The sequence below is a fragment of the Maribacter hydrothermalis genome (assembly GCF_001913155.1).
Taxonomy (GTDB): Bacteria; Bacteroidota; Bacteroidia; order Flavobacteriales; family Flavobacteriaceae; genus Maribacter; species Maribacter hydrothermalis.
In genome coordinates, this window is the sequence record NZ_CP018760.1 from 214,563 (window position 1) to 239,298 (window position 24,736).

26 protein-coding genes are annotated in these 24,736 nt (G+C 33.6%); 8 read left to right on the forward strand and 18 right to left on the reverse strand.

Annotated elements, in window-relative coordinates:
• Window positions 1–75 precede the first annotated feature (75 nt).
• Both BTR34_RS00970 and BTR34_RS00975 read right to left on the reverse strand, forming a co-directional pair.
• Complete coding sequence (locus BTR34_RS00970; RefSeq protein ID WP_068483978.1) at window positions 76–1,212, reverse strand: M23 family metallopeptidase; 1,137 nt, start codon at window positions 1,210–1,212, stop codon at window positions 76–78.
• Between the two features lie 78 nt (window positions 1,213–1,290).
• Window positions 1,291–2,124, reverse strand: a complete 834-nt coding sequence (locus BTR34_RS00975) for an alpha/beta fold hydrolase (RefSeq protein ID WP_068483979.1) — start codon at window positions 2,122–2,124, stop codon at window positions 1,291–1,293.
• A gap of 126 nt (window positions 2,125–2,250) precedes the next feature.
• Between BTR34_RS00975 and BTR34_RS00980 the strand changes: the two genes are divergently transcribed.
• The 5 genes from BTR34_RS00980 (at window position 2,251) to BTR34_RS00995 (ending at window position 5,026) form a co-directional block, all read left to right on the forward strand.
• Window positions 2,251–2,859, forward strand: coding sequence for an FMN-binding negative transcriptional regulator (locus BTR34_RS00980; protein WP_068483982.1), 609 nt, complete (start codon window positions 2,251–2,253; stop codon window positions 2,857–2,859).
• Window positions 2,860–2,961: 102 nt separating this feature from the next.
• The gene (locus tag BTR34_RS18880; RefSeq protein WP_068483983.1) at window positions 2,962–3,318 is read left to right on the forward strand and encodes a hypothetical protein; all 357 of its coding nucleotides are present in this window, start codon (window positions 2,962–2,964) and stop codon (window positions 3,316–3,318) included.
• Window positions 3,212–3,439 (forward strand): TQO small subunit DoxD, encoded by a 228-nt coding sequence (locus BTR34_RS19230; RefSeq protein WP_074472079.1) that lies wholly within the window; start codon window positions 3,212–3,214, stop codon window positions 3,437–3,439. The genes BTR34_RS18880 and BTR34_RS19230 overlap by 107 nt, the downstream gene beginning before the upstream one ends.
• Window positions 3,440–3,590: 151 nt before the next feature.
• Complete coding sequence (locus tag BTR34_RS00990; RefSeq protein ID WP_068483984.1) at window positions 3,591–4,010, forward strand: DUF2141 domain-containing protein; 420 nt, start codon at window positions 3,591–3,593, stop codon at window positions 4,008–4,010.
• 80 nt (window positions 4,011–4,090) lie between these two features.
• Window positions 4,091–5,026: a LysR substrate-binding domain-containing protein gene (locus BTR34_RS00995; protein WP_068483985.1), complete on the forward strand. Its 936-nt coding sequence runs from the start codon at window positions 4,091–4,093 to the stop codon at window positions 5,024–5,026.
• Window positions 5,027–5,029: 3 nt separating this feature from the next.
• On the opposite strand, the gene BTR34_RS01000 is transcribed toward BTR34_RS00995, so the two are convergent.
• A complete protein-coding gene (locus BTR34_RS01000) occupies window positions 5,030–5,443 on the reverse strand; it encodes a hypothetical protein (protein ID WP_074472080.1) in 414 nt (137 codons plus the stop codon).
• An 81-nt stretch (window positions 5,444–5,524) separates the two neighbouring features.
• Window positions 5,525–5,722, reverse strand: a complete 198-nt coding sequence (locus BTR34_RS01005; protein WP_068483988.1) for a hypothetical protein — start codon at window positions 5,720–5,722, stop codon at window positions 5,525–5,527.
• Window positions 5,723–5,861: 139 nt separating this feature from the next.
• Between BTR34_RS01005 and BTR34_RS01010 the strand changes: the two genes are divergently transcribed.
• Window positions 5,862–7,130: a D-alanyl-D-alanine carboxypeptidase/D-alanyl-D-alanine-endopeptidase gene (locus tag BTR34_RS01010; protein WP_068483990.1), complete on the forward strand. Its 1,269-nt coding sequence runs from the start codon at window positions 5,862–5,864 to the stop codon at window positions 7,128–7,130.
• Here BTR34_RS01010 and BTR34_RS01015 read toward each other — a convergent pair whose 3' ends face one another.
• Together BTR34_RS01015 and nudK are read right to left on the reverse strand one after the other, a co-directional pair.
• Window positions 7,131–7,631: a peptide-methionine (S)-S-oxide reductase gene (locus BTR34_RS01015; RefSeq protein ID WP_068483992.1), complete on the reverse strand. Its 501-nt coding sequence runs from the start codon at window positions 7,629–7,631 to the stop codon at window positions 7,131–7,133.
• A gap of 24 nt (window positions 7,632–7,655) precedes the next feature.
• On the reverse strand, window positions 7,656–8,237 hold the full coding sequence (nudK, locus tag BTR34_RS01020; RefSeq protein WP_068483994.1) for a GDP-mannose pyrophosphatase NudK: 582 nt from the start codon (window positions 8,235–8,237) through the stop codon (window positions 7,656–7,658).
• A gap of 201 nt (window positions 8,238–8,438) precedes the next feature.
• Here nudK and BTR34_RS01025 point away from each other — a divergent pair, with 201 nt between their 5' ends.
• Complete coding sequence (locus tag BTR34_RS01025; RefSeq protein ID WP_068484068.1) at window positions 8,439–9,980, forward strand: M81 family metallopeptidase; 1,542 nt, start codon at window positions 8,439–8,441, stop codon at window positions 9,978–9,980.
• Here BTR34_RS01025 and BTR34_RS01030 read toward each other — a convergent pair whose 3' ends face one another.
• The 12 genes from BTR34_RS01030 to BTR34_RS01085 form a co-directional block, all read right to left on the reverse strand.
• A complete protein-coding gene (locus tag BTR34_RS01030; protein ID WP_068483996.1) occupies window positions 9,981–10,634 on the reverse strand; it encodes a DUF2461 domain-containing protein in 654 nt (217 codons plus the stop codon).
• 117 nt (window positions 10,635–10,751) lie between these two features.
• Window positions 10,752–11,369 (reverse strand): OmpW family outer membrane protein, encoded by a 618-nt coding sequence (locus BTR34_RS01035; RefSeq protein WP_068483999.1) that lies wholly within the window; start codon window positions 11,367–11,369, stop codon window positions 10,752–10,754.
• A gap of 63 nt (window positions 11,370–11,432) precedes the next feature.
• Entirely contained in the window at window positions 11,433–12,167 is a 735-nt protein-coding gene (gene mddA / locus BTR34_RS01040; protein ID WP_068484001.1) for a methanethiol S-methyltransferase, read from the reverse strand.
• Window positions 12,168–12,356: 189 nt separating this feature from the next.
• The gene (locus BTR34_RS01045; RefSeq protein ID WP_082960149.1) at window positions 12,357–14,084 is read right to left on the reverse strand and encodes a leucine-rich repeat domain-containing protein; all 1,728 of its coding nucleotides are present in this window, start codon (window positions 14,082–14,084) and stop codon (window positions 12,357–12,359) included.
• Window positions 14,085–14,169: 85 nt separating this feature from the next.
• Window positions 14,170–15,459 carry a kelch-like protein gene (locus tag BTR34_RS01050; protein ID WP_068484007.1) on the reverse strand — a complete coding sequence of 430 codons (1,290 nt, stop codon included), beginning with the start codon at window positions 15,457–15,459 and terminating at the stop codon, window positions 14,170–14,172.
• A gap of 46 nt (window positions 15,460–15,505) precedes the next feature.
• Window positions 15,506–15,994 carry a nuclear transport factor 2 family protein gene (locus BTR34_RS01055; protein WP_068484009.1) on the reverse strand — a complete coding sequence of 163 codons (489 nt, stop codon included), beginning with the start codon at window positions 15,992–15,994 and terminating at the stop codon, window positions 15,506–15,508.
• 300 nt (window positions 15,995–16,294) lie between these two features.
• Window positions 16,295–16,969 (reverse strand): collagen-like protein, encoded by a 675-nt coding sequence (locus BTR34_RS01060; RefSeq protein ID WP_068484011.1) that lies wholly within the window; start codon window positions 16,967–16,969, stop codon window positions 16,295–16,297.
• A gap of 157 nt (window positions 16,970–17,126) precedes the next feature.
• Window positions 17,127–19,985 (reverse strand): ATP-binding protein, encoded by a 2,859-nt coding sequence (locus BTR34_RS01065; RefSeq protein WP_082960150.1) that lies wholly within the window; start codon window positions 19,983–19,985, stop codon window positions 17,127–17,129.
• A 220-nt stretch (window positions 19,986–20,205) separates the two neighbouring features.
• A complete protein-coding gene (locus BTR34_RS01070; protein ID WP_068484015.1) occupies window positions 20,206–21,663 on the reverse strand; it encodes a hypothetical protein in 1,458 nt (485 codons plus the stop codon).
• Between the two features lie 22 nt (window positions 21,664–21,685).
• The gene (locus tag BTR34_RS01075; protein ID WP_198037229.1) at window positions 21,686–22,159 is read right to left on the reverse strand and encodes a helix-turn-helix domain-containing protein; all 474 of its coding nucleotides are present in this window, start codon (window positions 22,157–22,159) and stop codon (window positions 21,686–21,688) included.
• Window positions 22,160–22,533: 374 nt separating this feature from the next.
• Window positions 22,534–23,331, reverse strand: coding sequence for a TIGR00266 family protein (locus BTR34_RS01080; RefSeq protein WP_068484019.1), 798 nt, complete (start codon window positions 23,329–23,331; stop codon window positions 22,534–22,536).
• Between the two features lie 116 nt (window positions 23,332–23,447).
• A complete protein-coding gene (locus BTR34_RS01085; RefSeq protein WP_068484021.1) occupies window positions 23,448–23,903 on the reverse strand; it encodes a DUF4442 domain-containing protein in 456 nt (151 codons plus the stop codon).
• Between the two features lie 195 nt (window positions 23,904–24,098).
• Here BTR34_RS01085 and BTR34_RS01090 point away from each other — a divergent pair, with 195 nt between their 5' ends.
• A complete protein-coding gene (locus BTR34_RS01090; RefSeq protein ID WP_068484023.1) occupies window positions 24,099–24,581 on the forward strand; it encodes a DUF4870 domain-containing protein in 483 nt (160 codons plus the stop codon).
• The last annotated feature ends 155 nt before the right edge of the window (window positions 24,582–24,736 follow it).

Genomic DNA, 24,736 nt, shown 5'->3' on the forward strand with positions numbered 1-24,736 from the left:
TAAAAAAACAATAATAATAAGCCCCTTAACACTATAGTTTAAGGGGCTTATTAGTTAATTTATTTAGGTACTTCCTTATAGTTCAGATACAAGACTTTTGTATACAAAAGCCTTAGTTCCCGTTAAAAGTTCCACATGTGCCCAGTTTTCGGTATATCCTAAAAGAGCTAAAGTATCATTACGCTTAGCTTCACCAAATTTAATGCCTGCAACCTCTGGCGCGTTTCTGATATTGGCAACTGTCGCCGAGACTTTTAAAAATTTAGAAGTACTTGCCAATTCTTGAAAACTTGGTCTTTCGATAAGCTTTACAAACGGTAATGGATTGATTGCACCTTGACCGGATTTATAAATTCCGAAATGTAAATGTGGTGCAGTGGTTCTCGCGTTTCCCGTATTTCCTACCAATCCTAAAGTATCACCAATTTTTACCTTTTTGCCAATTGGCACTAAAATACTATCCAAATGCGCATAATAAAGCGATTTACCAAATAGTCCGGCTTTTAGCCATACTTGTTTGCCACCCAGACCTCTATTTCCTGTAGAGCTTACTCTACCGTCTACTACAGCAATAACTGGTGTTCCTCTTGCGGCAAAAATATCAATACCTTTGTGATTACGGGCTCCACCAGCTCTTACCGCACCCCAAAAACTTTGAATAGCTGTATTGTCCTTACCCAAAACCGGAAACCCAAAACTTGGAGAAGCGAACATTTGAAAACTAAATAAACCTTGAGCGTCCAACTCTGGTTGAATTGCAATATTATAAATTCCTGTTTCCTCAATGGCTACTTTTAATTCATTTTCACCCAAGTCATTTTGAACAATATTTGTCAGACTACTATCAGGATTCATTTTAATAAGGTTGATAAAATTTCGAATTCCCAACACTTTATTCTCGATAGAAACATGAAATACTTCACCTTCATTTAAATATATATTGTAACTATAGACCGTAATTCGATCTTTGTAATATTCTCCCTGTTCCACATATGGCAAACGTATTTGTAAACTATCTCCTTTAGCTTTTTGAAATTCCCGCTCCCACTTATTAAAACGTAATGAATCTAAATTTTCAAATTCTCGGGCATATAATTCTCTAGCCGTTGGCTGTACAATTACATCGGCTACCTTTCTTATTTGCTTACAGGCAGAAATTACTACGACAAACAAAAGAAAAAAATAAGCTTTTATTTTAAAATATGGACTCATCAAATGGTTGCATACATTTTATAAAAATGAAAAATCGGACCTTTTATGGAGTCCGATTTATAAGATGTTCTTAATAAATTATTTCTTTAAAAAAGAAACAAGAATTTCATTTAACTCATTGACGTGTGTTACATTGAGTCCGTGTGGAGCTCCTTTAATTATTTCCAGCGTACTGTATTTAATTCCTTCATGTGCTTGTTTTGCAGAAGTTTCAATCGGTACGGTGGCATCGGCATCACCGTGTACAATTAATGTCGGTACAGTTACATTTTCCAACTCTGGTCTAAAATCGGTATGCATCCACGCTAAAGCAGTTTGTATCGTTGCCCTTGGTGAAGCAAATGAAGCAATGGTAAAATCATAATCTAACTGAGCTTCACTTACCCGTTTATTTTTATTATCCTCATAGTTGTAAAATCCTTTGCTAAACTCTTTTAAGAACCCAACTCTATCTTTTTGAAGTGCATCTATAATTCCGTCTAACGCATCCTCTGGAACTCCATTTGGGTTATCCGGTTTTTGCTTAACTAAAGGAATTATAGAACTAATTAACGCTACTTTGGCTATTCTACTAGAACCAAAATCCGTTAAATAACGGACTACTTCTCCACCACCCATAGAAAATCCTACAATAATGGCATCTTTTAGTTCTAATTCTTCAATTATGGCGTTTAAATCACTGGCCAAGACTGAATAATCATAATCGCCCCAGGGAGAAGAAGAAGTACCAAAACCTCTACGATCGTAAGAAATACAACGGAAACCTTCTTCGACTATTTTCCAAACTTGTAGTTCCCAAGATTTTCTACTTAATGGCCACCCGTGAATTAAAATTACCGGTTGTCCGCTTCCGTAATCTTCGTAAAAAATATCTACTTGTTCTTTTGCTTTTGTATTTGTTATAAAGGGCATATTCTCGTTTTAAAATTCTTAATTAAATTAATTAGATTATTGTAATTTTTATAGCACTAAACATTAAATAATTGATTCTAAAAGCATTTGTCCAAAACCTTTATATTTACGTAAAAACAATACCACATGTTTATACCCGAGCATTATAAAAACAATGATATTAAAGAGATTCACGATTTTTTAAAAAACAATAGTTTCGGTATCCTTATCAATACCATAGACGGAAAACCATGGGGAACGCATATTCCTTTAGAATTAGGAAAGAACACAGAGGAAAAGGATATATTGGTGGGACATATTGCCAAGGCAAATTTGCAGAGTAACAATCTTGTAGGTGGCGATGAAGTACTTTGTATTTTTAACGGTCCACATAGTTATGTTTCTTCCTCTTGGTATCAGTTTGAAGAAGTCCCCACATGGAACTATATTGCAGTTCATGTATATGGTACCGTAAAGATTCAGACTTCAGAGGAATTACTTCATTCTTTACATGCATTGGTAGATAAGTACGAGCAACAATCCGAACATCCAATTTCATTAAATAACATGTCAAAAAAAACTATGAAACAGGTTTCTGGTATTATAGGTTTTGAAATAGAAATCAATGAAATACAAGCGGTAAACAAACTCTCGCAAGGCAGAAGTCATGACCATCCTAAAATTATATCCGAGCTAGAAAAACAAGGCGCTATCGAGAAAGAAATTGCCATGGCAATGAGAAAGTTAAAACCATAACTAAAACGTTAAATTTCTAAATCAAAATTCAGTGCTAACTGACATTTATCATAATAGCTGTTATTAAAAAATTTTAAGTTTAAGTAACCTATAACCAGCTTAATGCATAAACTTTTTCTTTTTATTAAAAGCTTACTAATTCCATTTAAGGTTGATGCCATTTTGCCTAACATTTTAATTTTTATACCTAGAGTATTTGCTGGATATTTACTTTCTTTTGTTTATGCTATAAACAAATTTGGAACTCCATGGACCCCAAAAGCATTAGGGCTTCAGTTATTTGAAGTATCGGAATGGTTTATAGAAATAGTAAAACAATTTGGGCTTCCCTTTTCCCTAATGCCCCAAGTTTTTGGGGTTTATAGAAGCTATAGGGGGAATTCTATTAATCTTAGGTTTAAATACAAGAATAACCTCTTTCTTTATACTAGTAACAATGTTTATTACAATAGCTTTTAGGCCTTGGGATGACACATGGAGTATTGTACCTACCTTCTTTTTCTTTTGCATAAGTTTGTTTTTTATGGGTTTTGGGTCTGGTAAATTTGGACTCGATTATTTCATAACCAAAAGAATGTAGCTGAATAATTAGTCCTTTAGAATTTTCTTAGTATTGTCATTCAATTTTTACAGTTCAGTTACGCATATCTACAATCGAGTAGATTTCTTTTTCTAAAAGTGTATTCATAAGGCATCTTTGAAGTATCAATTAATCTTTAAAACCTTATAAAATGAAAAAGTTACTAATTACCATTACCGTATTTGCAATGAGTTTTACCATGAATGCTCAAGAAAATGAAGGCATAACATTAACAGTAATCATCGAAAATGTATTAAATAATGATGGTTATGTATTAAGCGCATTACACAATGAAAACACTTTTATGCAAGCAGAGGGCATAAAGACCAGCAAAGAGAAAGCCCAATCTGGAGAATTAATTTTAACCTTTGAGAATATTCAACCAGGAGAGTATGCTTTTTCAGTATTACATGACGCCAACGATAATGAACGCATGGATTTTGAAACAAATGGTATGCCTAAAGAAGAATATGCCATGAGTGGTAATTCTTTGCCTATGGGTCCGCCAACTTTTACTGATGCTAAGTTTACTATCGAAGAAAAGGATATAGAATTGACCCTTCGATTTTAAAGGTTAATTAACGGCTTAACAAGCATTCTGTATAGGTTATGATAATCGTTTTTAGTAATTTTATCGCTTATACTGTACACATGACCATTACCCAATTACAATATGTACTTGCTGTTGCTGAATACAAGAATTTTACGCTCGCTGCAGAGAAAAGTTTTGTTACTCAACCAACATTAAGTATGCAGGTTCAAAAACTTGAAGATGAGTTAGATATACTTCTTTTTGACCGTAGTAAAAAACCAATTACGATTACAGACGTAGGTGAAAAAATAGTGGCTCAAGCAAAAAACATTGTAAATGAAGCTGCCCGTATAAAAGATATCGTTGAACAAGAAAAAGGGTTTATTGGTGGGGATTATGTTCTAGGTATAATACCCACCATAATGCCTACTTTATTACCAATGTTTCTTAAAAATTTTATTCATAAATATCCTAAAGTCAATCTTATTATTAAGGAACAAAATACTGAAAGTCTTATCCAAAATATTGAAGACGGACATATTGATGCTGCTATTGCCGCAACACCTTTAGAAGTCGATTTTATAACCGAAAGACCTTTGTATTACGAACCGTTTGTAGGCTATGTTCCAAAAGATCATAGATTAGGAAAAAGTAATCAAATAACACCCGATGATCTTGATATTGAAGATATTTTGCTTTTACAAGATGGTCACTGTTTTAGAGAAGGTATTTTAAACTTATGCAAAGCTCCAAAAATAGGCAGCGAGCATTTTAGTTTGCAAAGTGGAAGTTTTGAAACACTTATAAATTTATCCAATGAAGGTTTAGGTATGACACTTCTGCCCTATTTAAACACCTTAGAGTTAGATGATGTTAAGAAAAAGAATCTGAAGTATTTTAAAGATCCATCACCAGCGCGTGAGGTAAGTCTAATCTACCATAAAAAAGAATTAAAAGTACAGATTACCGAAGCTTTGAGAGATGTTATTACAGGTATTGTTCGTGGCGCTATTGCTTTTCAAGATGTGAAAATAATTAGTCCGTTGAATAAATAATATTTATTCTTTCTTAAATCGGTATAAGCAACCTTCAATACAGATTCCTGGGTAAGTCGGCGAAAGTGTTAACTTTGTTTTACTTTCATTAAAATCTGTACTAAAACCTAAGGTGTCCTTTTCACCTGCGGTCAGAAAATATAGATAAAGTTCATCATCCTTTATAGCATATTCGCCCATGTCTTGTAATTCTCTATTGAAATTGGTTCTTTTATAACTACCATATTCGTCAAAAAAATACCGATATCCCTCTTCTACAACCATCCATTCCGCAGCTCCACCGGGACTGACATATGATTCCGTCAATAACCACTCACCCACCAAACTGGGGTCATCTACCAATGTTTCGTCAAAAAGTGCGTCGTCTTTATGACATTGCATTAAGAATATTAGAAATAGTACCATAGATAATTTCATAGCCAACTTCTTTTTTAAGTAAGATGCATAAACTACCTCATGGTTGCTATAAAAAAAGAGCCACAATTATGTGGCTCTTTGTTATGCTTTTAAATAAATTAAACTTTGTTGAAGTTCTGGTTTGTCCGTAATAAAATTTTCTAACCAGACTCTTAATTCATCCACCTCTTCAGGTAGTAGTGTTTTAAGGGCTTTTTTTAACTCTTTGCAGAAAAGCAAGGTGTCAAAACTCACCTTTTTTAGAACTGTTTTACTATACTCAAGCATTGAATTTGCCATTATATATATTATTAGTTTGTTGTTTCATAAAGGTAAACAGAAATGCATGTTGAATATTGTATATAAAAAGTTAAAGTAAAATAAATCATGTTAAATTTTTACCGTATTATCAAGAATAGTATTTTGTATTTTCGATGTTATGAAACGAACTATAAGTATTATCATCGTACTTGCAATCCTAAGCTCTTGCGGTTCAGCAAAATCTGTTATTTTCAAAGATTTTAATTATCAATTATCATCTTCATTCTACAAAAATCAATTCACTGGGGTCTTAGTTATTGATGCCGCTTCGAAGGATACCGTCTATAACTTAAATAGTCACAAGTATTTTATACCGGCTAGTAACACAAAAATATTTACACTTTTTACCGCATTAAAAACACTTCCGCAGCGTATTCCAGCTCTTAAATATATAAAGCTAAATGACACCCTTTATTTTGAAGGTACAGGAGACCCTTCTTTTTTGCATCCATATCTTAAAGATTCAACGGCTATCAATTTTCTAAAAAAACATAATAATATAGTATACTCACTTGGTAACTTTGAAGACGAAAAATACGGTCCTGGATGGGCTTGGGACGATTACCAATGGTATTATTCTCCTGAAAAAAGCGATTTACCTATTCATGGAAATGTGGTAATGACAATTGGCAGCAATGAAATAGAAATTAGTCCGGCATATTTTAAAGACAGCGTTCTTCAACTAATCAGCAACAGAAACCGAAATGAATTTTCTAATACGTTCTTCTACAATGCCCTGTCTAAAGACACTGTTGAAACGCCATTTATTACCAGCAACCTTACCACCAAATCAATTCTAGAAAATCTCTTAAATAAAAAAGTAAGCTTAACCAATAAAACGCCATTAGCAATAAAGCAAACCTTATATGGTATGCCTTCAGATTCTCTTTATAAGCGAATGATGCATGAGAGCGATAATTTTATAGCAGAACAATTATTACTTGTTGCAGGGTCGGTTTTTAAAGACACCTTAAATAGCAAGAAAATTAGAGATTATATTTTAAAAAATGAATTATATGATTTAGAGCAAGAACCTAGATGGGTCGATGGTTCAGGATTATCACGATATAATTTATTTACACCCAAAAATATGGTTTCGGTATTAGATCGATTATTTACAATGATGCCCAAAGAAAAATTATTCAAAATTTTTCCTGCAGGTGGATTGAACGGCACATTAAAAAATAAATTTATAGACGAAAATGAACCCTATATTTATGCAAAATCTGGCAGTTTAAGCAACAATTATTGTCTTAGTGGATACCTCGTAACAAAATCTGGCAAAACGTTGATATTCAGTTTTATGTTTAATCATTTTAGGGAATCCAACTCAGAAGTAAGGAACAGGTTGGAACAAATGCTACAAAAACTAAGGGATACCTATTAACTACAACACGCTCGATGATAGATGCTTGGCATATTTCTCTTTTAACAGTTTTATTTTAGGTGCAATGTGCGTTTTGCAAAAAGGCTTCTCCATATCGTTGAAGTAGTACCTATGAAAGCGTTCTTCAGATGACTTAAACGCCCCAAAAGGAAGTATTGCAGTAATTAATGGATTATCAAAATTTTGCTGTTCTTCATTAATTATATCGACTAAAGTCTGTTTATCGGACTTTTTAAAATAATAGATTCCAGACCTATACTTATTCCGCATAGAATGGTTTTCGGTACTTCTATGTGTATCTAAATGAACAGCAACCAAATCTTTCAACTCTATAACTCCAGGAAAATAATGAACAATTACAGCTTCAGAAAAATTTGTAGGATTTTCTTTTGGTGAAATATAGCCCTGCTCAACTTTTTCAACACCTTTTAGTGCCATAAACACAGCTTCCGTACACCAATGGCAACCCCCTCCAAAACCGACTTTAAAGACTTTTTTCATATTATAAGAGTCGATAATTTATCTTTAAACTAACGCATTCAATTTTGCGTGCTGTAGTAACATAATGGTTTTTGCATCTTTAATTTCTCCACTCGCTACCATTTTCATAGCATCAATAAAATTTAACTCTAGTACCTCTATGTTTTCAGTTTCATCTTCTGCACCACCGCCATTGCTTACCTTCATACTTTCATCATACTCGCCCACAAAAAGATATAAAATCTCAGTAACCGAACCTGGCGACATGTAGGTTTGAAACACCTTCTGAACATTACTTATTTTATAGCCTGTTTCTTCTTCGGTTTCTTTTCGTACACAATCTGCAGGGTTATCACCATCTAGAAGTCCGGCGCAAACCTCGATCATCATTCCATTTTCATTACCATTTACATAGGTAGGCATACGAAATTGCCTGGTAAGTACAACAGTTCCTTTTTTAGAGTTATACAGCAAAATTGCTGCTCCATTACCTCTATCGTAAGCTTCGCGATGCTGCGTTTCCCAACTTCCATCTGGTCTTTGATATTTAAAAGTATACTTATTTAATGTGTACCAATTATCTGATAACAGCTTTTTTTCTATGTCTTTAATGCTTCCGTTTTTCAATATTTCCTTTTAAATATTAGTAATAAGATAAATTAGTGTAATATAATTCCTAAATAAATTGATTTCCTGTTCCATCTGAATGCTTTAACAGGTCAAAAATTGTCATCCAGCAAAAACTCTTGCAAAATAAAACTTTTTTTATCTATCTTTTGGAAGTTAACATAAACTACGACTAACTTGAAACTACCCTACCTTTACGCCATTGTTCTTTTAATATGTTCAACCTCTTGTAAAGATGACCAAACCCTAGAAAAACAACTGCCAAGAATAGCTATTGCTGGTTTAGGTATTGAAAGTAGCACCTTCTCACCTGCCCTTTCGACCGAAGAGGCTTTTCATGCAAAAGTGGGCGATTCGGTTTTCTCTAGATATCCATTTTTACAAGTAGATTCCCTAAACAGAAATAGAGCCAATTGGGTGCCTACCCTTGTTGGAAAATCGTTACCAGGTGGCACTGTTACCCGTGAAGCTTATGAATCTTTGGTAACTAGAAGTCTGAAATTGTTAGAGGAGAATATGCCGTATGACGGACTCTTTTTTGACATCCATGGAGCAATGAGTGTTGTTGGTTTAGATGATCCTGAGGGTGATCTAATAGCTCGCATTCGTGATGTTATTGGTGATGATGTTTTAATTTCTACGTCCATGGATTTACACGGAAATGTCTCTGAACGCTTAGCAAAATATACCGATTTAATTACCTGTTACCGTATGGCACCACATGAAGATGCCATTGAATCTAAAAAAAGAGCGGTAACTAATTTAATTGATAGACTTGAAAGTGGTAAAGGAAAACCTGCCTTTAAAGCTTGGGTTCCCGTGCCAATATTATTACCGGGAGAAAAAACAAGTACCCGTATAGAACCTGGTAAAAGTCTCTATGCAAAAGTACCATCCGTTGCTGATCAAGACGGCATTATTGATGCTGCTATTTGGATTGGCTATGCCTGGGCAGATGAACCTCGTAACCATGCGGTAGTTATGGTCACCGGTGATGATAAAGAGAAAGTTGAACAAGGTGCTGAAAAATTAGCACAAAGCTTTTGGGATGTTAGAAATGAATTTGAATTTGTTGCGCCTACTACTACGTTAGATGAAAGTTTGAAATTAGCATTGACAAGTGATAAAAAACCATATATGATTAGTGATATGGGTGATAACCCTACCGCTGGTGGTGCTGGTGATGTTACATGGACATTAAAGGAATTACTTACTAGGCCTGAATTTAAATCTGAAAATGGTAAATCTTTGATCTATGCCTCTATTCCAGGGCCAGAATTTGTTGAGAAAGCTATTGAAATAGGTGTCGGTGGAAAAATTAAGGCTGAAGCAGGTGCTGCAGTTGATAATCGATTTGCTGGCCCAATAACACTAGAGGGTACTATTACAGCAATTAAGGAGGGTGATCGTAATGCAGAGGTTGAAGTAGTTGTTAAAGTGGGTAGTATTCATATTATAGTTACTAAAAAAAGAAAGCCTTATCATCACTTAAGCGATTTCACAAATTTAGGTCTGAACCCTAAAGAAACCGATATTGTTGTAGTAAAAATCGGATATTTGGTACCCGAATTATATGATATGCGTGGCGATTGGATTATGGCATTGACACCAGGTGGCGTTGACCAAGATTTAAATAGATTGGGATACAAGCGTATTAAAAGGCCTATGTTTCCATTAGATGCAGATATGGAAAATCCTGATTTATCAGTACGCTGGATACCGGCTTCTAATGCGAAAGAATAATTAAACCGTAATAGCTTTGTTCAGATAACGTCTAAAAGGAAGCATTTCTTTATAGGCGTTAATTAACTCTTCATCAAAATTGGGTTTGTTGGTTTGCTTAGTGGAAAACTCTTGAAATACGGCAAAGGTTTTATTCTTAATCAAATCTATATACTTATGGTCTTTGTCAAAACCTTTTGGTGAATTCGTTAATTTGACATCTTCAAAGAGATTTCCAAAGCGATTTTTGAACGATTTCTTATTTAAGATTTTCACGAATTCTTCTCCATCATAATCAATAGCATCGCGAACACTTCGTAGCATTTTAGGTTCGGGCCTCCATAATCCGCCGGCAAAAATGCAGCGGTCAATTCCCAGTTCAAAATAAAAATCTGCAGTATTTGGTTTCTTGTCAAATCCCGCTCCAAAATGGTCTTTATACACAGGTTTATTAGGGTGAAACATCAGGTTATTATTGATACGGTTAATTCCCTTTTTACCAGGAGTATCATAATAATCGTTATCTATAGCAGATAATCTAGTATTCATACTATTTAACCACTCTATATACTCATCACGAACTTGTTTGTACCATTTCCGGTTTAAATCCATCCATTCCTTATTATTATTCTTTTGAAGTTCTTTGAGAAATTCTGTTTGATTTTTGAAACTCATACTTTTAAAGTTCAAACTCAAGTATCAAGCTCAAATACAAAATGTTTTATTTTTTTGAATTTGATTCTTGAACTTGAGCTTTATTTTATTTATCAATATCTGCTAACTATATAGACCTTAATTCTTTCCTTCTCCAAAGATACATCCAATTGAAGCACCTAAGTAGCTATCCTGAACACTACCTGCAATATCACCATTGGATAATTGTATTTTAGACTTAGGAATAACATTATACGCTATTCCAAAACGAAATTTACCAAATTCAAATCCGCTTCTTATTAATAGTCCTATTTGTCCTTCAACTTTGGTAACAGATGCTAAATTTACATTTGAGTTATCTATAGTTGAAACTTGATTTAATTTACTTAATTTATAGTAACTAATACCACCACCTACAAAAGGTTGAAATCTACTATTTGATTTACCTAAATACCGGTCAAAAGTAGCTACCAAAGAATAGGTTTCATGTAAACTAAGCCCTTCTTCAATAATGTATTGAGAATTTATTGGTTCGTTAATATTTCTTCCTAACACAAAAGTTACCCCCAACCGTAGGCCTATAGAATTATTATCATTAATATTATATTTAGGCTCAACACACATTAAAACACCTGCATCTGAAGCTAGTGCAGCACCTAGATTAACTCCTACTTTAAACCTATTTTTTTCTTGGGCAAAAAATGTGTGACCACATACTATTAGAAATATAATTGCCAATATTTCATTTCGGAGCATTTTTTTTAAATATAATTGATTAAAATAATAATCACCATTTTGAGCTTAACATATACTTTTTTACTATTTTTTGAATTTGGTAAACGGAAAAATCATGGGAACTCTCTTTTGATAAGCTTCATAATCTTTGCCTATGATTTTTTTCAAATCTTTCTCTTCTAAAAATTTAACGGCAACTAAAATATAGGCAGTGGTTACAACGGCAAACAAAAGCCGACCAATGGTCATTGTAGGTGCTGCCCAAAAGGCAATGATGAAGCCTAACATTATGGGATGCCTTACCAATTTATAAAACCAATTAACCTGAAATTTAGGAGTGGTCAATGATTGATTTTTAAAGTTCTGATAAATCTGCGTTAGGCCAAACAGCTCAAAGTGACTAATCATTAAAGTTGAAAGGAAAACAATAAACCAACCTGAAAAGAACACTGCCATTAAAGTAGTTGATGCGATAGCTTCGGTCTCCCATACAATGGTTGTCATGGGTTGCCATTTCCAATACAATAAAAGTAGAATTAAACTGGACAACAAAACATACGTACTACGTTCCATTGCCGGATTAATAAACTTTGTAAACCATACTTTAAACACAGGCCGTGCCATAATACTATGTTGAATAGCAAACAGGCTGAGCAACGCAAGGTTTATCAAAACAGAATGAATAATAGGCGCCTCAGCACCGGAATCAATCGATTTGGGTACAAAAAGGTTTCCAACAAAGCCAATAGCATAAAGAAAGGATACTAAAAAAACAAGATAAGCGATGATTCCGTAAATTAAAATAAGTACTTTTTTCATAATTTTTGTTTTATGGTTATTTAAAGATCAATAGACTTGATATTAGAAATGCTAACTATTGCGGGGAATCATGGACCTATCATTTAAAAGAAATTTAATAATGGACGTTTATAGTGCAATTTCAAATTAGTTATTAAAAATAGCTGTCACTATTTATTCAATATCTATTAGTATTTGTGCTAAGGGCAGTTAGTCACACTCTTCTCCAGGGTCAGTTAATATTGTAAGTATACCACCATTCGCTATTTGCTGATTACAAACTTCTAGCGGAATACTGTTTATGGGGTTTTGGGTCAAAAGCAACAGTCCTAAACCGGATAACAATTGAAATTCTGATGGTACCGTTATTAGATTATTAGCGGCAGCGGCTATAATTTTCAAAGATTGTATCGCACTTAAAGAAACCGGCAAACTATTTAACTGATTATCATTGACACTAAATTCTTCTAGTTGTTTGAGTTCTGAAATGGAATCAGGAATTCGTATTAAATTGGTGTTATTCATATTTAGAATAATGGGGTTGCCGCTATCATTAAAAGTAACTTTTGGATTATTTTCTACCCCCCAACCTAAGGTGTTACCGGGGTTGGCACTATATATACTAATTAAGGTATCTTTTTGTGAGGTTGTTTCACATACTAACGTGATGTCGCTTTGCACTTCTACATTATGAAAGACAGTTAGATTACAAATTGAAGTTGGTAATTTCGTTATATTATTGGAAGCTATATATAATGCATCCAAGTTAATAAGAAACCCAATTTCTGGAATCAGAGACGAAAGTTGGTTATCAAATAAACCAAGGGTAAAAAGATTGGTTAACCTGCCAATTTCTGGAGGTAAGATATTAATCTGGTTCCTATCAAAAAATAAAAATTTTAAATTGGTTAATTCTCCAATTTCGGCAGGTATGGAAGTAAGTTGATTATTAATTACCTCTAAATTTTCCAAATTGGTCAATTGCCCTATTTCAGCAGGTAACGAAGTAAGTTGGTTATTACCTAAATTCAGGAATTTTAATTTGTTCAAATGCCATAACTCTATAGGGAGAGCTGAAAGTTGGTTGCTACTTAAATCTAAACGTTCTAAATGTGTCAATTGCCCTATCTCTGAAGGAAGTTCAGAAAGTTCATTCCTACTTAAAAATAATCCGGTTAAATTGGTTAATTGCCCTATTTCAATAGGAATTTCAGTAAGTTGGTTGCCAGCTGAATTCAAAACTTCCAAATGGGCCAATTGCCCTATCTCCGAAGGAAGTGCAGAAAGTTTATTAGCATGTATAAACAAACTTCTTAAGTTGGTCAATTGCCCTATCTCTTTAGGAAGTGTAGAAATAGTTTTATTGAATACACTCAATTCAATAATTTTATCTTCCGTATTTAACGTTACACCGTCTAAGTCTCCTAAATTCTCAGTTGCATTAAGATCCCAGGTAATGGTGTTTTGTGGATTCGCATCTAAAATAGCCTGTAAAATTTGGCGTTGCGTTAATAGTGCGGTTATGGTCACGTTATAAATGGCGGTACTGCCATCTTCGGCAGTTACTTTATATTCTAGTGGCTCAGTGAAGTCTTGAGCCGTATCACGATCAACGATTGCCAATTCGGATATTTTAACTTCAGGTAACAATCCCGTTATATCTGTACCTGGCGGGAAAGCAGCGGTAATGGTCTTATTTTCTTCATCAATAGTAGCGACGATGTTTACTTCAATAGGGTTATTGGTCAATAGAAAAACAAAACTGGTGATTTGCTTTTCATTGCTAAGTGCTAATTCTTCCTCTGGGGTATTAGTAACAATTGTTTTGTTTACCGAGTCGTCTTTTTTACTACAACTGGTTATACCAATCATAATAAATAATAACATTATTAAACTCCCCTTTCTATTTAACTTAAAAAGTGTTTGTATTGTTTTCATTATTTTTTATTTATAATGGTTATTAACTTTAGCATCCTAGAAAATAATTTGTGTATTGTTTATTAAAAGGTTTTTATAGGCTTGTTTAATCCATAGACCATACATCGTTTAAGTAGGAGTCGCCAAGAATGCCACCTCTACCGCCAATAATCCAAATTTTATTATCAAATATGACAGAGGTATGTCCTCTTCTTTCAGCAAAAGGAGCTTCTGCAGTGACTTGGCTCCAAGTTTCTCCATCTGAACTTTGCCAAATTCTGTTGGTGCTAAGCATATTATTGCGGCCGCCTATAATCCACATTTTACTATCAAAGACCACACTAGTATGGTCGGATATTCCTTCCATAGCAGTTTCCTCAGTAACCCTTATCCATTCACTACCATCAGCACTTTGCCAAACATCATTTAAAATACCTCCTCGGCTTCCCCCAATAATCCATATTTTATCATCATAGACCATAGTTGTATGTCTATACCTTTCTGGGAAAGGTACTGTCACATCGACCGGAGTCCACGTTTCCCCATCCGTACTTTGCCATATATTATTTGATAATTTCGCAGGTGCATTGAGACTACCGATAACCCATAATTTATCTTTGAAAACTACTGCGTTGTGGAGGCCATTTTGCGGAAATGGTGAAACCCCAGTTATTTTTGTCCAGTTTTCGCCATCAGCACTTTGCCAGATATCTCTTAAAAAATCTACACCATTATAACCGCCGATGACCCAAATTTTATTATCGAAAACTACAGCTATATGTCCGCTTCTTTTATGAAAAGGTGCTTCGTCTGTAACTTGAGTCCAAGTTTCGCCATCAGAACTTTGCCAGATGTCGTTTAAATATGAAAAACCATCATAGCCCCCTATTATCCAAATCTTATCATTAAAAACTATAGAAGTATGATCTGTTCTTTCTAAGAAAGCTGCATTTGTAGTTACTGGTACATCAGGTATCTGAAGATCTCTTGTTGTAAAGCTGAAGGTCTCACTAGAGGTCTCATTTCTCTCGGAATCAATTGCTACTACGTTCCAGAACAAGTCTTTGTTCAAAGGCAACCTTTCTTCTACGGTATAATTGGTTTCAGATATTGCGCTTGCAATATTGGTAGTTGAATTACTATTGCTACCTATAAAAACTTCATACGTTACTGGATCCCCATCGGGGTCGGTTGCGGCATTCCAACTAAATGTTGGCGTAACAGTTACTTGAGTGGCAGCATCGGTAACAGCGATTAACGAAAAAGCTTCTGGTGCTTGATTAGGTGTTTTAGCTTCCTGAATTATTATTTCATTATCATTGCTGCTACAATTAAATAACGTAAAAGCTAATGCTATACTCGATAAAAGCACGAAATTATTTTTCTTGGACTTCATAATTGTTGTTTTAAAAATTTCAATTATCTATGGGCAAAAACAGATATTATTTATTTAATGGAGAATGATGCTCTGCAACTATTTTCCAACCTTCCAAAGTTTTAAGAAAAAGCAAACTTATTTGATCGTTTACCACAACTAAATTCTCTCCAAACTTGAGTTCAAAATCGGAATGAAAAGTTACATTGGCTACATCGCCATAAACTGCAACCTGTAAATCATTAGCATCGAATTTCACAACTTCGGTAACTCCTCCAAAAACAGTCCGCTCATGTTCTTCATTGGCTACATCGTCATTACGTCTTTCTCCATTTTTAAATTCTGTAAACTTGGGTCCATAGGCGTGAAAAGAAATAAGTTTGTCCATATCACCATCTTTAAGGCTTTGCGCAATAGCGCCGAAGGTTTCCATTACTTCTTGTTGTGCTTCAGGAAAATTTTCGTTCAGCAGGTCTACTTTTGAAGATTGGCCGGTGCAACTTGTAATGGTTAGCAGTAAAAAAGTAAGTACTGTAAATTTTAAATTTGTTTTCATAATAAAATTTTTAATGGTTAAAACAGTTCTTTTCTTTGTAGAACTAATGAGAGTCAAAGATGAAAAGAAAGCATATACAGTAAGTAACAAGCATGTTTCAGTCTTATTAAACTTTTATTCTGGTCTTTAAATTATGATGCAGAACCTTTAAATAATGTGCAATTGTATAATTAATACCGTCTTTATAAATTTAAAGGCCTAAATAACATTATGATTTTTAATAGTGGTAAAACTCCAAACTATTATCTTTTATCAAGGCAATTACCAATCCTTTATATTCTAATAATATTGGATATAGTATTATTTCTCTAATTCGAAATGAGTTATTAATTCATCATGCGACATTTCAAGAATGTCTTGACTATTTTTACCAGAATTTACAGGGGAAGAAGGGGAAGAAAAAGATGAAGCCGGTATTACAAATATTTTAAATTCATCAAAAGTAACTTCCTCTAAATAAGCCAAGACGCTGCCTAACTCGTATAGATTTACAATAAAATCAGAACTTGGACCACCAGATAATACTCCTGTGCTTCCTTCAATTATTACCCTTGAGTCAAATAAGGTGGGCGTTCCTCTTCCAGGTACTTGTACCCAACGTTTTTTAGTTACAAAAGAATTGCCTGCGTTTGGTTTTTGATAGATTTCGGCATAAAAGCCTAAAATTAGACTCTCATTTAAGTCATCTAATGATATACCCTGCATAGCATAAGTAACACTACCAGTAGTTATGGTCTCTGAATCATATTCAATTACTTGAACATTTGCATTGCCATCTTCGCCATCAGTACCATTTGTTCCATCAACACCGTCTGAGCCATCTGCACCGTCTGAGCCATCTGCACCGTTAATTCCATCTGTGCCTTGAGTACCAGCGGGACCAACAGCTCCATCTTCACCATCTTTAGCACAAGAGGTAATTGTTACTGATAAAATGATTAATACGTAGGTAAAAAGTTTCATTGTAGTTTTCATAATGTTTGTTTTAATTATTATGATACAATGATATTATACTTGTTGAAAAAAGGTGTTCACCATTTTTTCAATCAGTTGTGCTATTTATGAATTGGTAGGGAAATAGTAGTGCTATTATTGCACAAAACGCAATAACCTTATTGTAATTAACTGAAAATTAGTCACTTGATTCTTCGCTGGGTGGGTAGCCATATTCATCTCTAAAAGCTCTGCTAAACCAAGATGGATTACTAAAACCAACAGTATAAGCTATTTCTGAAATAGATTTAGATGAGGTTTTAAGTAGTTCTTTTGCTTTTTGAAGACGAACTGTTCTGATGAAAATTGCAGTAGATTTATCGGTAATTGCTTTTAGTTTACGATAGATTTGAGATTCACTTAAATGCAATTCTTTTGCTAATTGTGTTGCGCCAAAATTTGCATCGTCTAAATGGGCATGTACGCTTTCAATAATTTGTTTTAAAAATTTTGTCTGCGGATGCTCTAACTCTTCACTTAGCAAAGAAGAGAATCCGCTTTTCTCTAATTTGTTCATGAGCTTTTTTCGCACTAAAATCAATTGATTTAGTCGGGTAAAAAGCTCTTCCTTATTAAATGGTTTTGCTAAATAAGCATCTGCTCCAATTGATAAACCTTTTAATTTATCTTCGACAGTCGCTTTAGCTGTTAATATTATAATAGGAATATGATCTGATCGTTCATCATTTTTTAGGGTTTTACAAACTTCAAATCCATCTTTACCGGGCATCATAACATCACAAATAATTATATCTGGAATTTTTTTTAATGCCAATTCAATTCCCTCAATCCCGTTTACTGCGTGGATTGTTTCATAAGCATTCCCTAGGCAGGTTCTTAAGTAGTGCGCAACATCCAGATTGTCCTCAATAATTAATACCAAAGGTAATTCTGAAATAGTTTCTGTGGTTTCAACTACATGTTTCGATTTTGTTTTAATAATTGGAAAAGTAGAATTGAACGAGTGCGAATCTTTGGTTGTTATTGTGGCATTTTTGGTAACAGGAATTTTAACGCTAAACTCACTTCCCTTGCCTAGTGTACTTTTAACTTTTATAGTGCCATTCATTAATTCAACAAGCTCTTTTGTAAGCGCTAAACCAATGCCTGTGCCTTCATTTTTTCTTACAGTTGAGGCATCTGTTTGATAAAAACGATTAAATATGCTTGGTAGTTGGTCACTAGCAATGCCAATACCGCTATCTATTATTTTTAAGAATAGATAAGATTGGTCTTTCTCTACTACCTCGTTGATGTGAACTATAATTTTACCCTGTTCTTCTGTAAATTTTATGGCATTTGAAAGCAAGTTAGATACAATAGAAGTGAGTTTTTTACTATCAAAATCCATTAGCAAAGATTCTGTTTCACTGTAAATAGTAAGGCTTATATCGTTTTCCTGAGCATAAGAACTGAAACTTTCACCTAAATACTTAAGAAACGGGATTACATTAGATTGTACCAATTGTAATTCCATATTTCCACTTTCAATCTTAGATAAATCCAGCATCTCATTTACTAAGTGCAGTAGATTATTACTATTACGCTCAATCATTTCTAATGAATTTTGAACGTCTTCTGGTTTTTTGTTTTGTAAATCAGATTTAATAGTATCTGTCATGCCTTTAATAACAGTAAGCGGTGTTCTAAATTCATGAGTTATATTTGTAAATAAAGCATTTTTTAATTCATTTATTTCTTTAAGTCTTTTTCGCTTAGAAGCTTCTATTTTGCGGTAAATAAAAAAGTATGCCGTTGCTATCATAAGAACCAATAGCCCAAGAATTAAAAATAAGTTTCGTTCTCTATTTTTTTTACGCAAACCTTCTTCATAATTTCTACTTAACAACACTTTCTCTTGTGCTTTTGCAATACTATCTGTAGTTAATTGATTGTTGAAAATGATACTCTGTATTTCGGATTTTGATTTAATTTCATCCTCGTTGTCTATTATTAATTGGTATTCTTCAAAGTATGCAAGGGCTGTTTTATGTCTATTTAGTTTTTTATTGACTTCATAAAGACTTTTTAAAATATCTGATTCAAGTTCCCAATTATTTACTCTATAAACTTTCTCGCATGCTTCACATTCTCTTAATGCTTTAGTATAATTGCCTAAGCCTAAATCTATTTGACATTGAAATAATAAAATATTACTATGAAAATCAGGAATTTTTAAATGACTTACAACAAATCTATATTCATCTAAATATTTACTTGCATTTACGTAATCTTTTTCATTTATATAAATATCAATCAGATTTCCTGTGCCCTGTGCGGCATAAAGGGGTTGGCCAATTTCTTTGGCTATTCTAATACCTTTTTTCCAATATTTTAATGATTTGGAGATATCCCCGAATTTGCGATATACATTTCCCAAATTCCCATTTGCACCTGCAATACTGCGTCTTATGCCATACTTTTCGCTTAATCGTAAATGTTCTAAATGGTATTTTTCCGCTTCTTGATAATCTCCCAATGCAGTAAAAATGAACCCTTGATATGCTATACTCCAACCCAAACTAAGGCTATCCCCTATTTTCCCGCTATATGACTGGGATTTTTGTAGCGTTTTAAATGCGCTGGTATAGTCCTCATAATTATATTCTAAACTTCCCAAACCAAGTAATTTATCAGAATACAGAAAACTGTCTTGTTTAGAAAGTGCTAGTTCTAAGCCCTTTGTATAATGAGTTGTGCCTTTTTCATTTTCTTTTTTTTCAAAATAAACCTTTCCTAATGTTGTTAGCGCTTCAATTTGATAACTGACGTTCTTTTTATTTTGAGCAAGCTCTAACATTTGATAACCTAAGGTAAGTGCACTATCTGTTTTTGTATATAAATAGTGAAAAGCTATTAAATCACTCATCGCCTTAAAACGAGTCGAATCTTGAAGGTTTGTATTATGCCAAACTTGAAATAGGGAGTCTTTTTCTTTTTGCGCAAAAGTAGTGCTCAGAAAAAATAGTGAGATTAAAAATGTTAGATAAAACTTCATTCTTCAATTAAATTATTACAAGGCTAGAATGAAATATCCTTACAAAGATTTTTTCTACAAAACCTAATAAGTCATAACTTACGATAATTTGAAAAACAAATTATTGCCAAGGGGGAAGGATTAAAATAAGTGAAAAATAATGTAGTATGCAAGTTACAATGTGTATTTGGCTACTATCAGTCTAATAAAACCAATGGCATTAGCTCTATTGAATTTTAGACTATTCTAAATGTTTTTTAATAGGTAAACCAATACTTGTAAATCCTATGTTTTGATAAAGTTCTATATAACGTAAATCATTTCGTATTGGAGCCAGAAGTGGTTCTTCTCTAAGCCAAGTCATCTCTACCTCATGGCGGTCATATGATTTTTGTAACCACTCGAAAGTTTTATCGTAATCTTTATCATGCGCATAATAGAGTGCTATAAACCAAGCAGGACTACCCGACGAACTTTTACTATACTCGTTTTTCAATTCGTCTAAATATTTAGTTGCTTCCGCAGTATTTCCTTCCATTTGAGCATAAATGGTATTAAACCACATTAAAATTGGTGGGTAATCGGGGAATTGTTTCACTATTTTTGCAAGTTGCATCTTAGATTTTTCATATTCTCCCAAATAAAAATAGAGTTTGGTAGATTCTCGTAAATAAAACCAGTTATCGGTATATAATGGGTCTGCCTGAGTTAATATTTTTAATGCCTCATCTTTAGAACCCAAATAGAATTTAGCCTCTGCTTTAAAAAAAGGATGAAATACGTTTGATGGGTCATTTATAATATAATACTCAATTGTGCGCAATACTTCTTCAGGCCTTCCGGTTTTTATAGGATAATCAAGAGAAATAACAGATGGTTTGTCAAGGATGGAATTATCTAAAATTTTTTGATAAAATTTCTCTACAAGTTCAAAATTCCAGTCATAAAAAAAACGTCCAGTATTAAGCTCTTCTTCTACCCGAAAATTAGTTGGTTCTATTTTCAATGCTTGTTCCAATAAGACTTTTGCATTATCCCAAGCAATTTGCTCTTCATAAAAACCCCAAACAGAACCGCCCATATGCCAAACATTGGCCATATCTACATAGGCTTCTACAAAATTTGAATCTGCTGAAATAGCATTTTTGTAAAGGTTTATGGCATTTGTATATGAAAGTTCGTTTCCTTTATTTCTTTGAAATTCTCCCTGTAAATAATACGAATAGGCATCTTTACTTTGGGTCGGAATTTTTTTAATATCAGCCAATTCATCTTGTGCAATAACTGCATTCATATTGGCGGCAATGCCTTCTACTACCTCAGTTTGTAATTCAAAAATTTCATCACTTTTCCATTCTTTTGTATACTCTTCAGACCAAAGATGAACATTAGAACTACCATGAATTAATTGAAGATTAATCTTAATTTGATTACCCGACATTTGAAGATTACCTTGCAAAATGCTTGATACGTCTAATTCTTGAGTGATTTCTTTTAATTTTTTATCGGACCTTTTATAAGATTGAATTGAAGTAAACGGAATTACTTTTTTAATGGCCTTTATTTTGGTGAGTCTAGAAATGATTGCGTCCGTCATACCATCTGAAATATATTCCAAATCTGGATTTCCAGTAAGGTTTTTTAAAGGCAATACTGCTATAGATTTTTCATCGAATGGTTTTACAATATCATTGTCCACTTTGTCTTTATTAGCAAAGGAGTTATAAAAAAAGTAAGTCGAAAATACTACCAGCACAGCAATGGATGCCCAGATTATTTTTTTTGGTATTGTAATTTTTAAGATTTACCCATGCGGCTTCAGTTGATGTTTGTACGGATGGACTATCAACCTCTGCAATAATCCCAGATTTTGCTTCCCCAGGGGTATACCCATAAAAATTATGAAAACAGGTGTTAAAATAGGTAGGACTACTAAACCCAACGCGATATGCAGTTTCTGAGGCTGTAATATCCTCACTAGTTAGAATCTCTAAACTCCTTTTAAGGCGATATTCCCTAATAAATTGACTTGTAGAAATACCAACGGCCTTGTTTAATTTACGATGTAAACTCGAACGGCTCATTCCAACAGCTTGGGCAAGACTATCGACCCCGAATTGGTCGTTGTTTAAATTAGATTCAATTTCAATCGATAATTTGTCTACCAGTGTTTTTTTTGATGAATTACGTTGCATCCCCATAGGTAGACTTTGGCTTTTATTCGTTGGCTAATAATATGTTAGAGGGAGCTACAAGTTAAACAAAATTGAATATAGCTGAATATGATTTGTTTAGTTTTTGATAATTTAATTTTTAAATTAAACATCTTAACTAATTTCCTTCCTCGTAAAATAAAAGCAAACCATTTTTATAAACCAAAAAACCAAAAGAAATATTTCGATTAATAAAGCCAAATATAGAAATAGGTCTACATAACAACTTTTTCTCTAATACCTACCAAAAAAATAGTATCCATCTCTCATGTAAGCATTAAAGCGTAAACCACGCTTGCTATTAAATGAGTTATGGATACTAATAAAAATAATTACTTAAAAAAAGTGAAGAACTACTAAAACCTATTATCTCCACCAACTATATCCCCCAAAGTTCCTAGGATACTTCCTTCGCCTTTATCTTTTCCTCCTCTTGGTATGGATGCTAGAACTCTGCCTGCCAAACGACTGAATGGTAACGATTGTATGTATACGGTACCTGGACCACGTAACGTTGCGAAGAATAATCCTTCTCCGCCAAAAACGGTATTTCTTATTCCGCCAACGAACTCAATATCGTAATCTACATCTTTAGTGAACCCAACTATACATCCCGTATCTACTTTAAGTACCTCGCCAGGTAATAATGTCTTTTTTGCCAATGTGCCACCAGCGTGAATAAAAGTCATACCGTCACCTTCTAATTTCTGCATAATAAAACCCTCACCTCCAAAAAGTCCACGACCTAACTTCTTTGAGAATTCAATACCCACTGAAACTCCTTTAGCTGCACATAAAAAAGCATCTTTCTGACAGATGAAACGACCACCCATTTCAGATAGATCTATAGAAAGAATTTTACCTGGATACGGTGAAGCAAAACTTACTTTCTTTTTACCCTGACCTATGTTTAAAAAAGCGGTCATAAACAGACTTTCACCCGTTAACATACGTTTTCCTGCAGAAAATATTTTACCTAATACACTGTTATCTTGATTACTACCGTCACCAAAAATGGTATTCATTTTAATATCGGTCTCCATCATCATAAAGCTACCTGCTTCAGCAACAACTGCTTCTTGTGGGTCTAGCTCTATTTCGACATATTGCATTTCTTCTCCAAAAATCTCAAAGTCTATTTCGTGTGCGTTCATTTTTATATTGTTTATGATTGATGTTTATTAGTTGCTAAGAGAAGGGTTTTTGTTACAATCTAATAGATATTTATTTGACTTACGAGTATATTTTAAATCTAAATGTCATCAATCATCTACTTCTTCAACCTAACCGTCCACTCAAAATTAAAGGTACTTACCACTACCCCATCGGTATTTACTCCTACAGATTTCATCCAAATGGTTTGCCCCTCGCCAGTTGCAATTGTTTTATCTAAAGCATCCTTTATTAAGTGTCCGTCTTCACAAGTAAATGTAATTTTCCCGGTTGCCTTCTTTGAAAAGTTAGCGTTATTGTTCGCTACTAACATTGAAATTTTCTTTCCTGTAGCTTCAATTTGATCTATCATCATAGCTCCTGTAGACAATTCTGCCGCCATTCCCTGTACCGCCCAAAACATAGATTTAAAAGGATTTTGATTGATCCATCTATGGGTTACAGTAACCACTGCCCTATTTTTATCTATTTCCCTTAAACGTACGCCGCACCACCATGCTGCGGGTAGTTTTAAAAATGAAAACATGTTGAATTTACTAGCTGTTACAGGCATATTTCTCTTATAATTTTGATAAAAATAGGTAATATAAACAGCATACTAAAATGTTAAATTAATGTTAAATATTAGTACTATGCGTTACATAGTACCTTTTTTTAGACATATATTTGCATAGGAAGTTAATAGGTAATCAAAGTAATTGGCTTTTACATAGTATCAAAATCAATCATCATCAAAAACGAAATCATCATGACAGAAACCATAACAAAGCACGAACGAAACCTCTCTGCACTTATACATGCTAGTACGTTTTCAAAATTCTTTATGCCTTTTGGGAATTTCATTATTCCATTAGTATTATGGACAGCGAACAAAAAAGAATATGCGTTTGTAGACCATAATGGTAAAGAGGCTTTAAACTTTCAAATTAGCATTCTACTGTACTCTATTTTAGTGGGTATGATAAGTATACCATTTTTCTTAGGTGGGTTGATTCCAACTATTTTTGATTTTGACCACTTTGGATTTTCAAATGTTCAAAGCTTTAATTTTTCGGAGTTTCATTTTAATAGCGATGATTTTTTTGGCCCATGGATGATACCTGTAGGTTTACTTGGATTAGCACAATCCGCACTATTCATTGTCAACATAGTATATACCATATTAGCAACAATAAGAACAAATGAAGGTCAACATTTTAAATACCCGTTAACTATAAAATTCATTAAATAAAAACTGCCTAATCAGCAGTATTATCAACAAACATTAAAACAGGGTATTCATCACACCCTTAGGAGTTTATTAATCAATCAAAATAAAATCAATCAAGATGTTTATTCAACAAACAAAAAACGAACAGTTAATCTATGCAGACAACAGACACCATG

What these genes read in the sequence shown, in the direction of transcription:
- BTR34_RS00970 (WP_068483978.1), bottom strand. Translation starts at nt 1,212, where the DNA reads ATGAGTCCATATTTTAAAATAAAAGCTTATTTTTTTCTTTTGTTTGTC.
- BTR34_RS00975 (WP_068483979.1), bottom strand. Translation starts at nt 2,124, where the DNA reads ATGCCCTTTATAACAAATACAAAAGCAAAAGAACAAGTAGATATTTTT.
- BTR34_RS00980 (WP_068483982.1), top strand. Translation starts at nt 2,251, where the DNA reads ATGTTTATACCCGAGCATTATAAAAACAATGATATTAAAGAGATTCAC.
- BTR34_RS18880 (WP_068483983.1), top strand. Translation starts at nt 2,962, where the DNA reads ATGCATAAACTTTTTCTTTTTATTAAAAGCTTACTAATTCCATTTAAG.
- BTR34_RS00990 (WP_068483984.1), top strand. Translation starts at nt 3,591, where the DNA reads ATGAAAAAGTTACTAATTACCATTACCGTATTTGCAATGAGTTTTACC.
- BTR34_RS00995 (WP_068483985.1), top strand. Translation starts at nt 4,091, where the DNA reads ATGACCATTACCCAATTACAATATGTACTTGCTGTTGCTGAATACAAG.
- BTR34_RS01000 (WP_074472080.1), bottom strand. Translation starts at nt 5,443, where the DNA reads ATGAAATTATCTATGGTACTATTTCTAATATTCTTAATGCAATGTCAT.
- BTR34_RS01005 (WP_068483988.1), bottom strand. Translation starts at nt 5,722, where the DNA reads ATGGCAAATTCAATGCTTGAGTATAGTAAAACAGTTCTAAAAAAGGTG.
- BTR34_RS01010 (WP_068483990.1), top strand. Translation starts at nt 5,862, where the DNA reads ATGAAACGAACTATAAGTATTATCATCGTACTTGCAATCCTAAGCTCT.
- BTR34_RS01015 (WP_068483992.1), bottom strand. Translation starts at nt 7,631, where the DNA reads ATGAAAAAAGTCTTTAAAGTCGGTTTTGGAGGGGGTTGCCATTGGTGT.
- BTR34_RS01030 (WP_068483996.1), bottom strand. Translation starts at nt 10,634, where the DNA reads ATGAGTTTCAAAAATCAAACAGAATTTCTCAAAGAACTTCAAAAGAAT.
- BTR34_RS01035 (WP_068483999.1), bottom strand. Translation starts at nt 11,369, where the DNA reads ATGCTCCGAAATGAAATATTGGCAATTATATTTCTAATAGTATGTGGT.
- mddA (WP_068484001.1), bottom strand. Translation starts at nt 12,167, where the DNA reads ATGAAAAAAGTACTTATTTTAATTTACGGAATCATCGCTTATCTTGTT.
- BTR34_RS01045 (WP_082960149.1), bottom strand. Translation starts at nt 14,084, where the DNA reads ATGAAAACAATACAAACACTTTTTAAGTTAAATAGAAAGGGGAGTTTA.
- BTR34_RS01050 (WP_068484007.1), bottom strand. Translation starts at nt 15,459, where the DNA reads ATGAAGTCCAAGAAAAATAATTTCGTGCTTTTATCGAGTATAGCATTA.
- BTR34_RS01055 (WP_068484009.1), bottom strand. Translation starts at nt 15,994, where the DNA reads ATGAAAACAAATTTAAAATTTACAGTACTTACTTTTTTACTGCTAACC.
- BTR34_RS01060 (WP_068484011.1), bottom strand. Translation starts at nt 16,969, where the DNA reads ATGAAAACTACAATGAAACTTTTTACCTACGTATTAATCATTTTATCA.
- BTR34_RS01065 (WP_082960150.1), bottom strand. Translation starts at nt 19,985, where the DNA reads ATGAAGTTTTATCTAACATTTTTAATCTCACTATTTTTTCTGAGCACT.
- BTR34_RS01075 (WP_198037229.1), bottom strand. Translation starts at nt 22,159, where the DNA reads ATGCAACGTAATTCATCAAAAAAAACACTGGTAGACAAATTATCGATT.
- BTR34_RS01080 (WP_068484019.1), bottom strand. Translation starts at nt 23,331, where the DNA reads ATGAACGCACACGAAATAGACTTTGAGATTTTTGGAGAAGAAATGCAA.
- BTR34_RS01085 (WP_068484021.1), bottom strand. Translation starts at nt 23,903, where the DNA reads ATGCCTGTAACAGCTAGTAAATTCAACATGTTTTCATTTTTAAAACTA.
- BTR34_RS01090 (WP_068484023.1), top strand. Translation starts at nt 24,099, where the DNA reads ATGACAGAAACCATAACAAAGCACGAACGAAACCTCTCTGCACTTATA.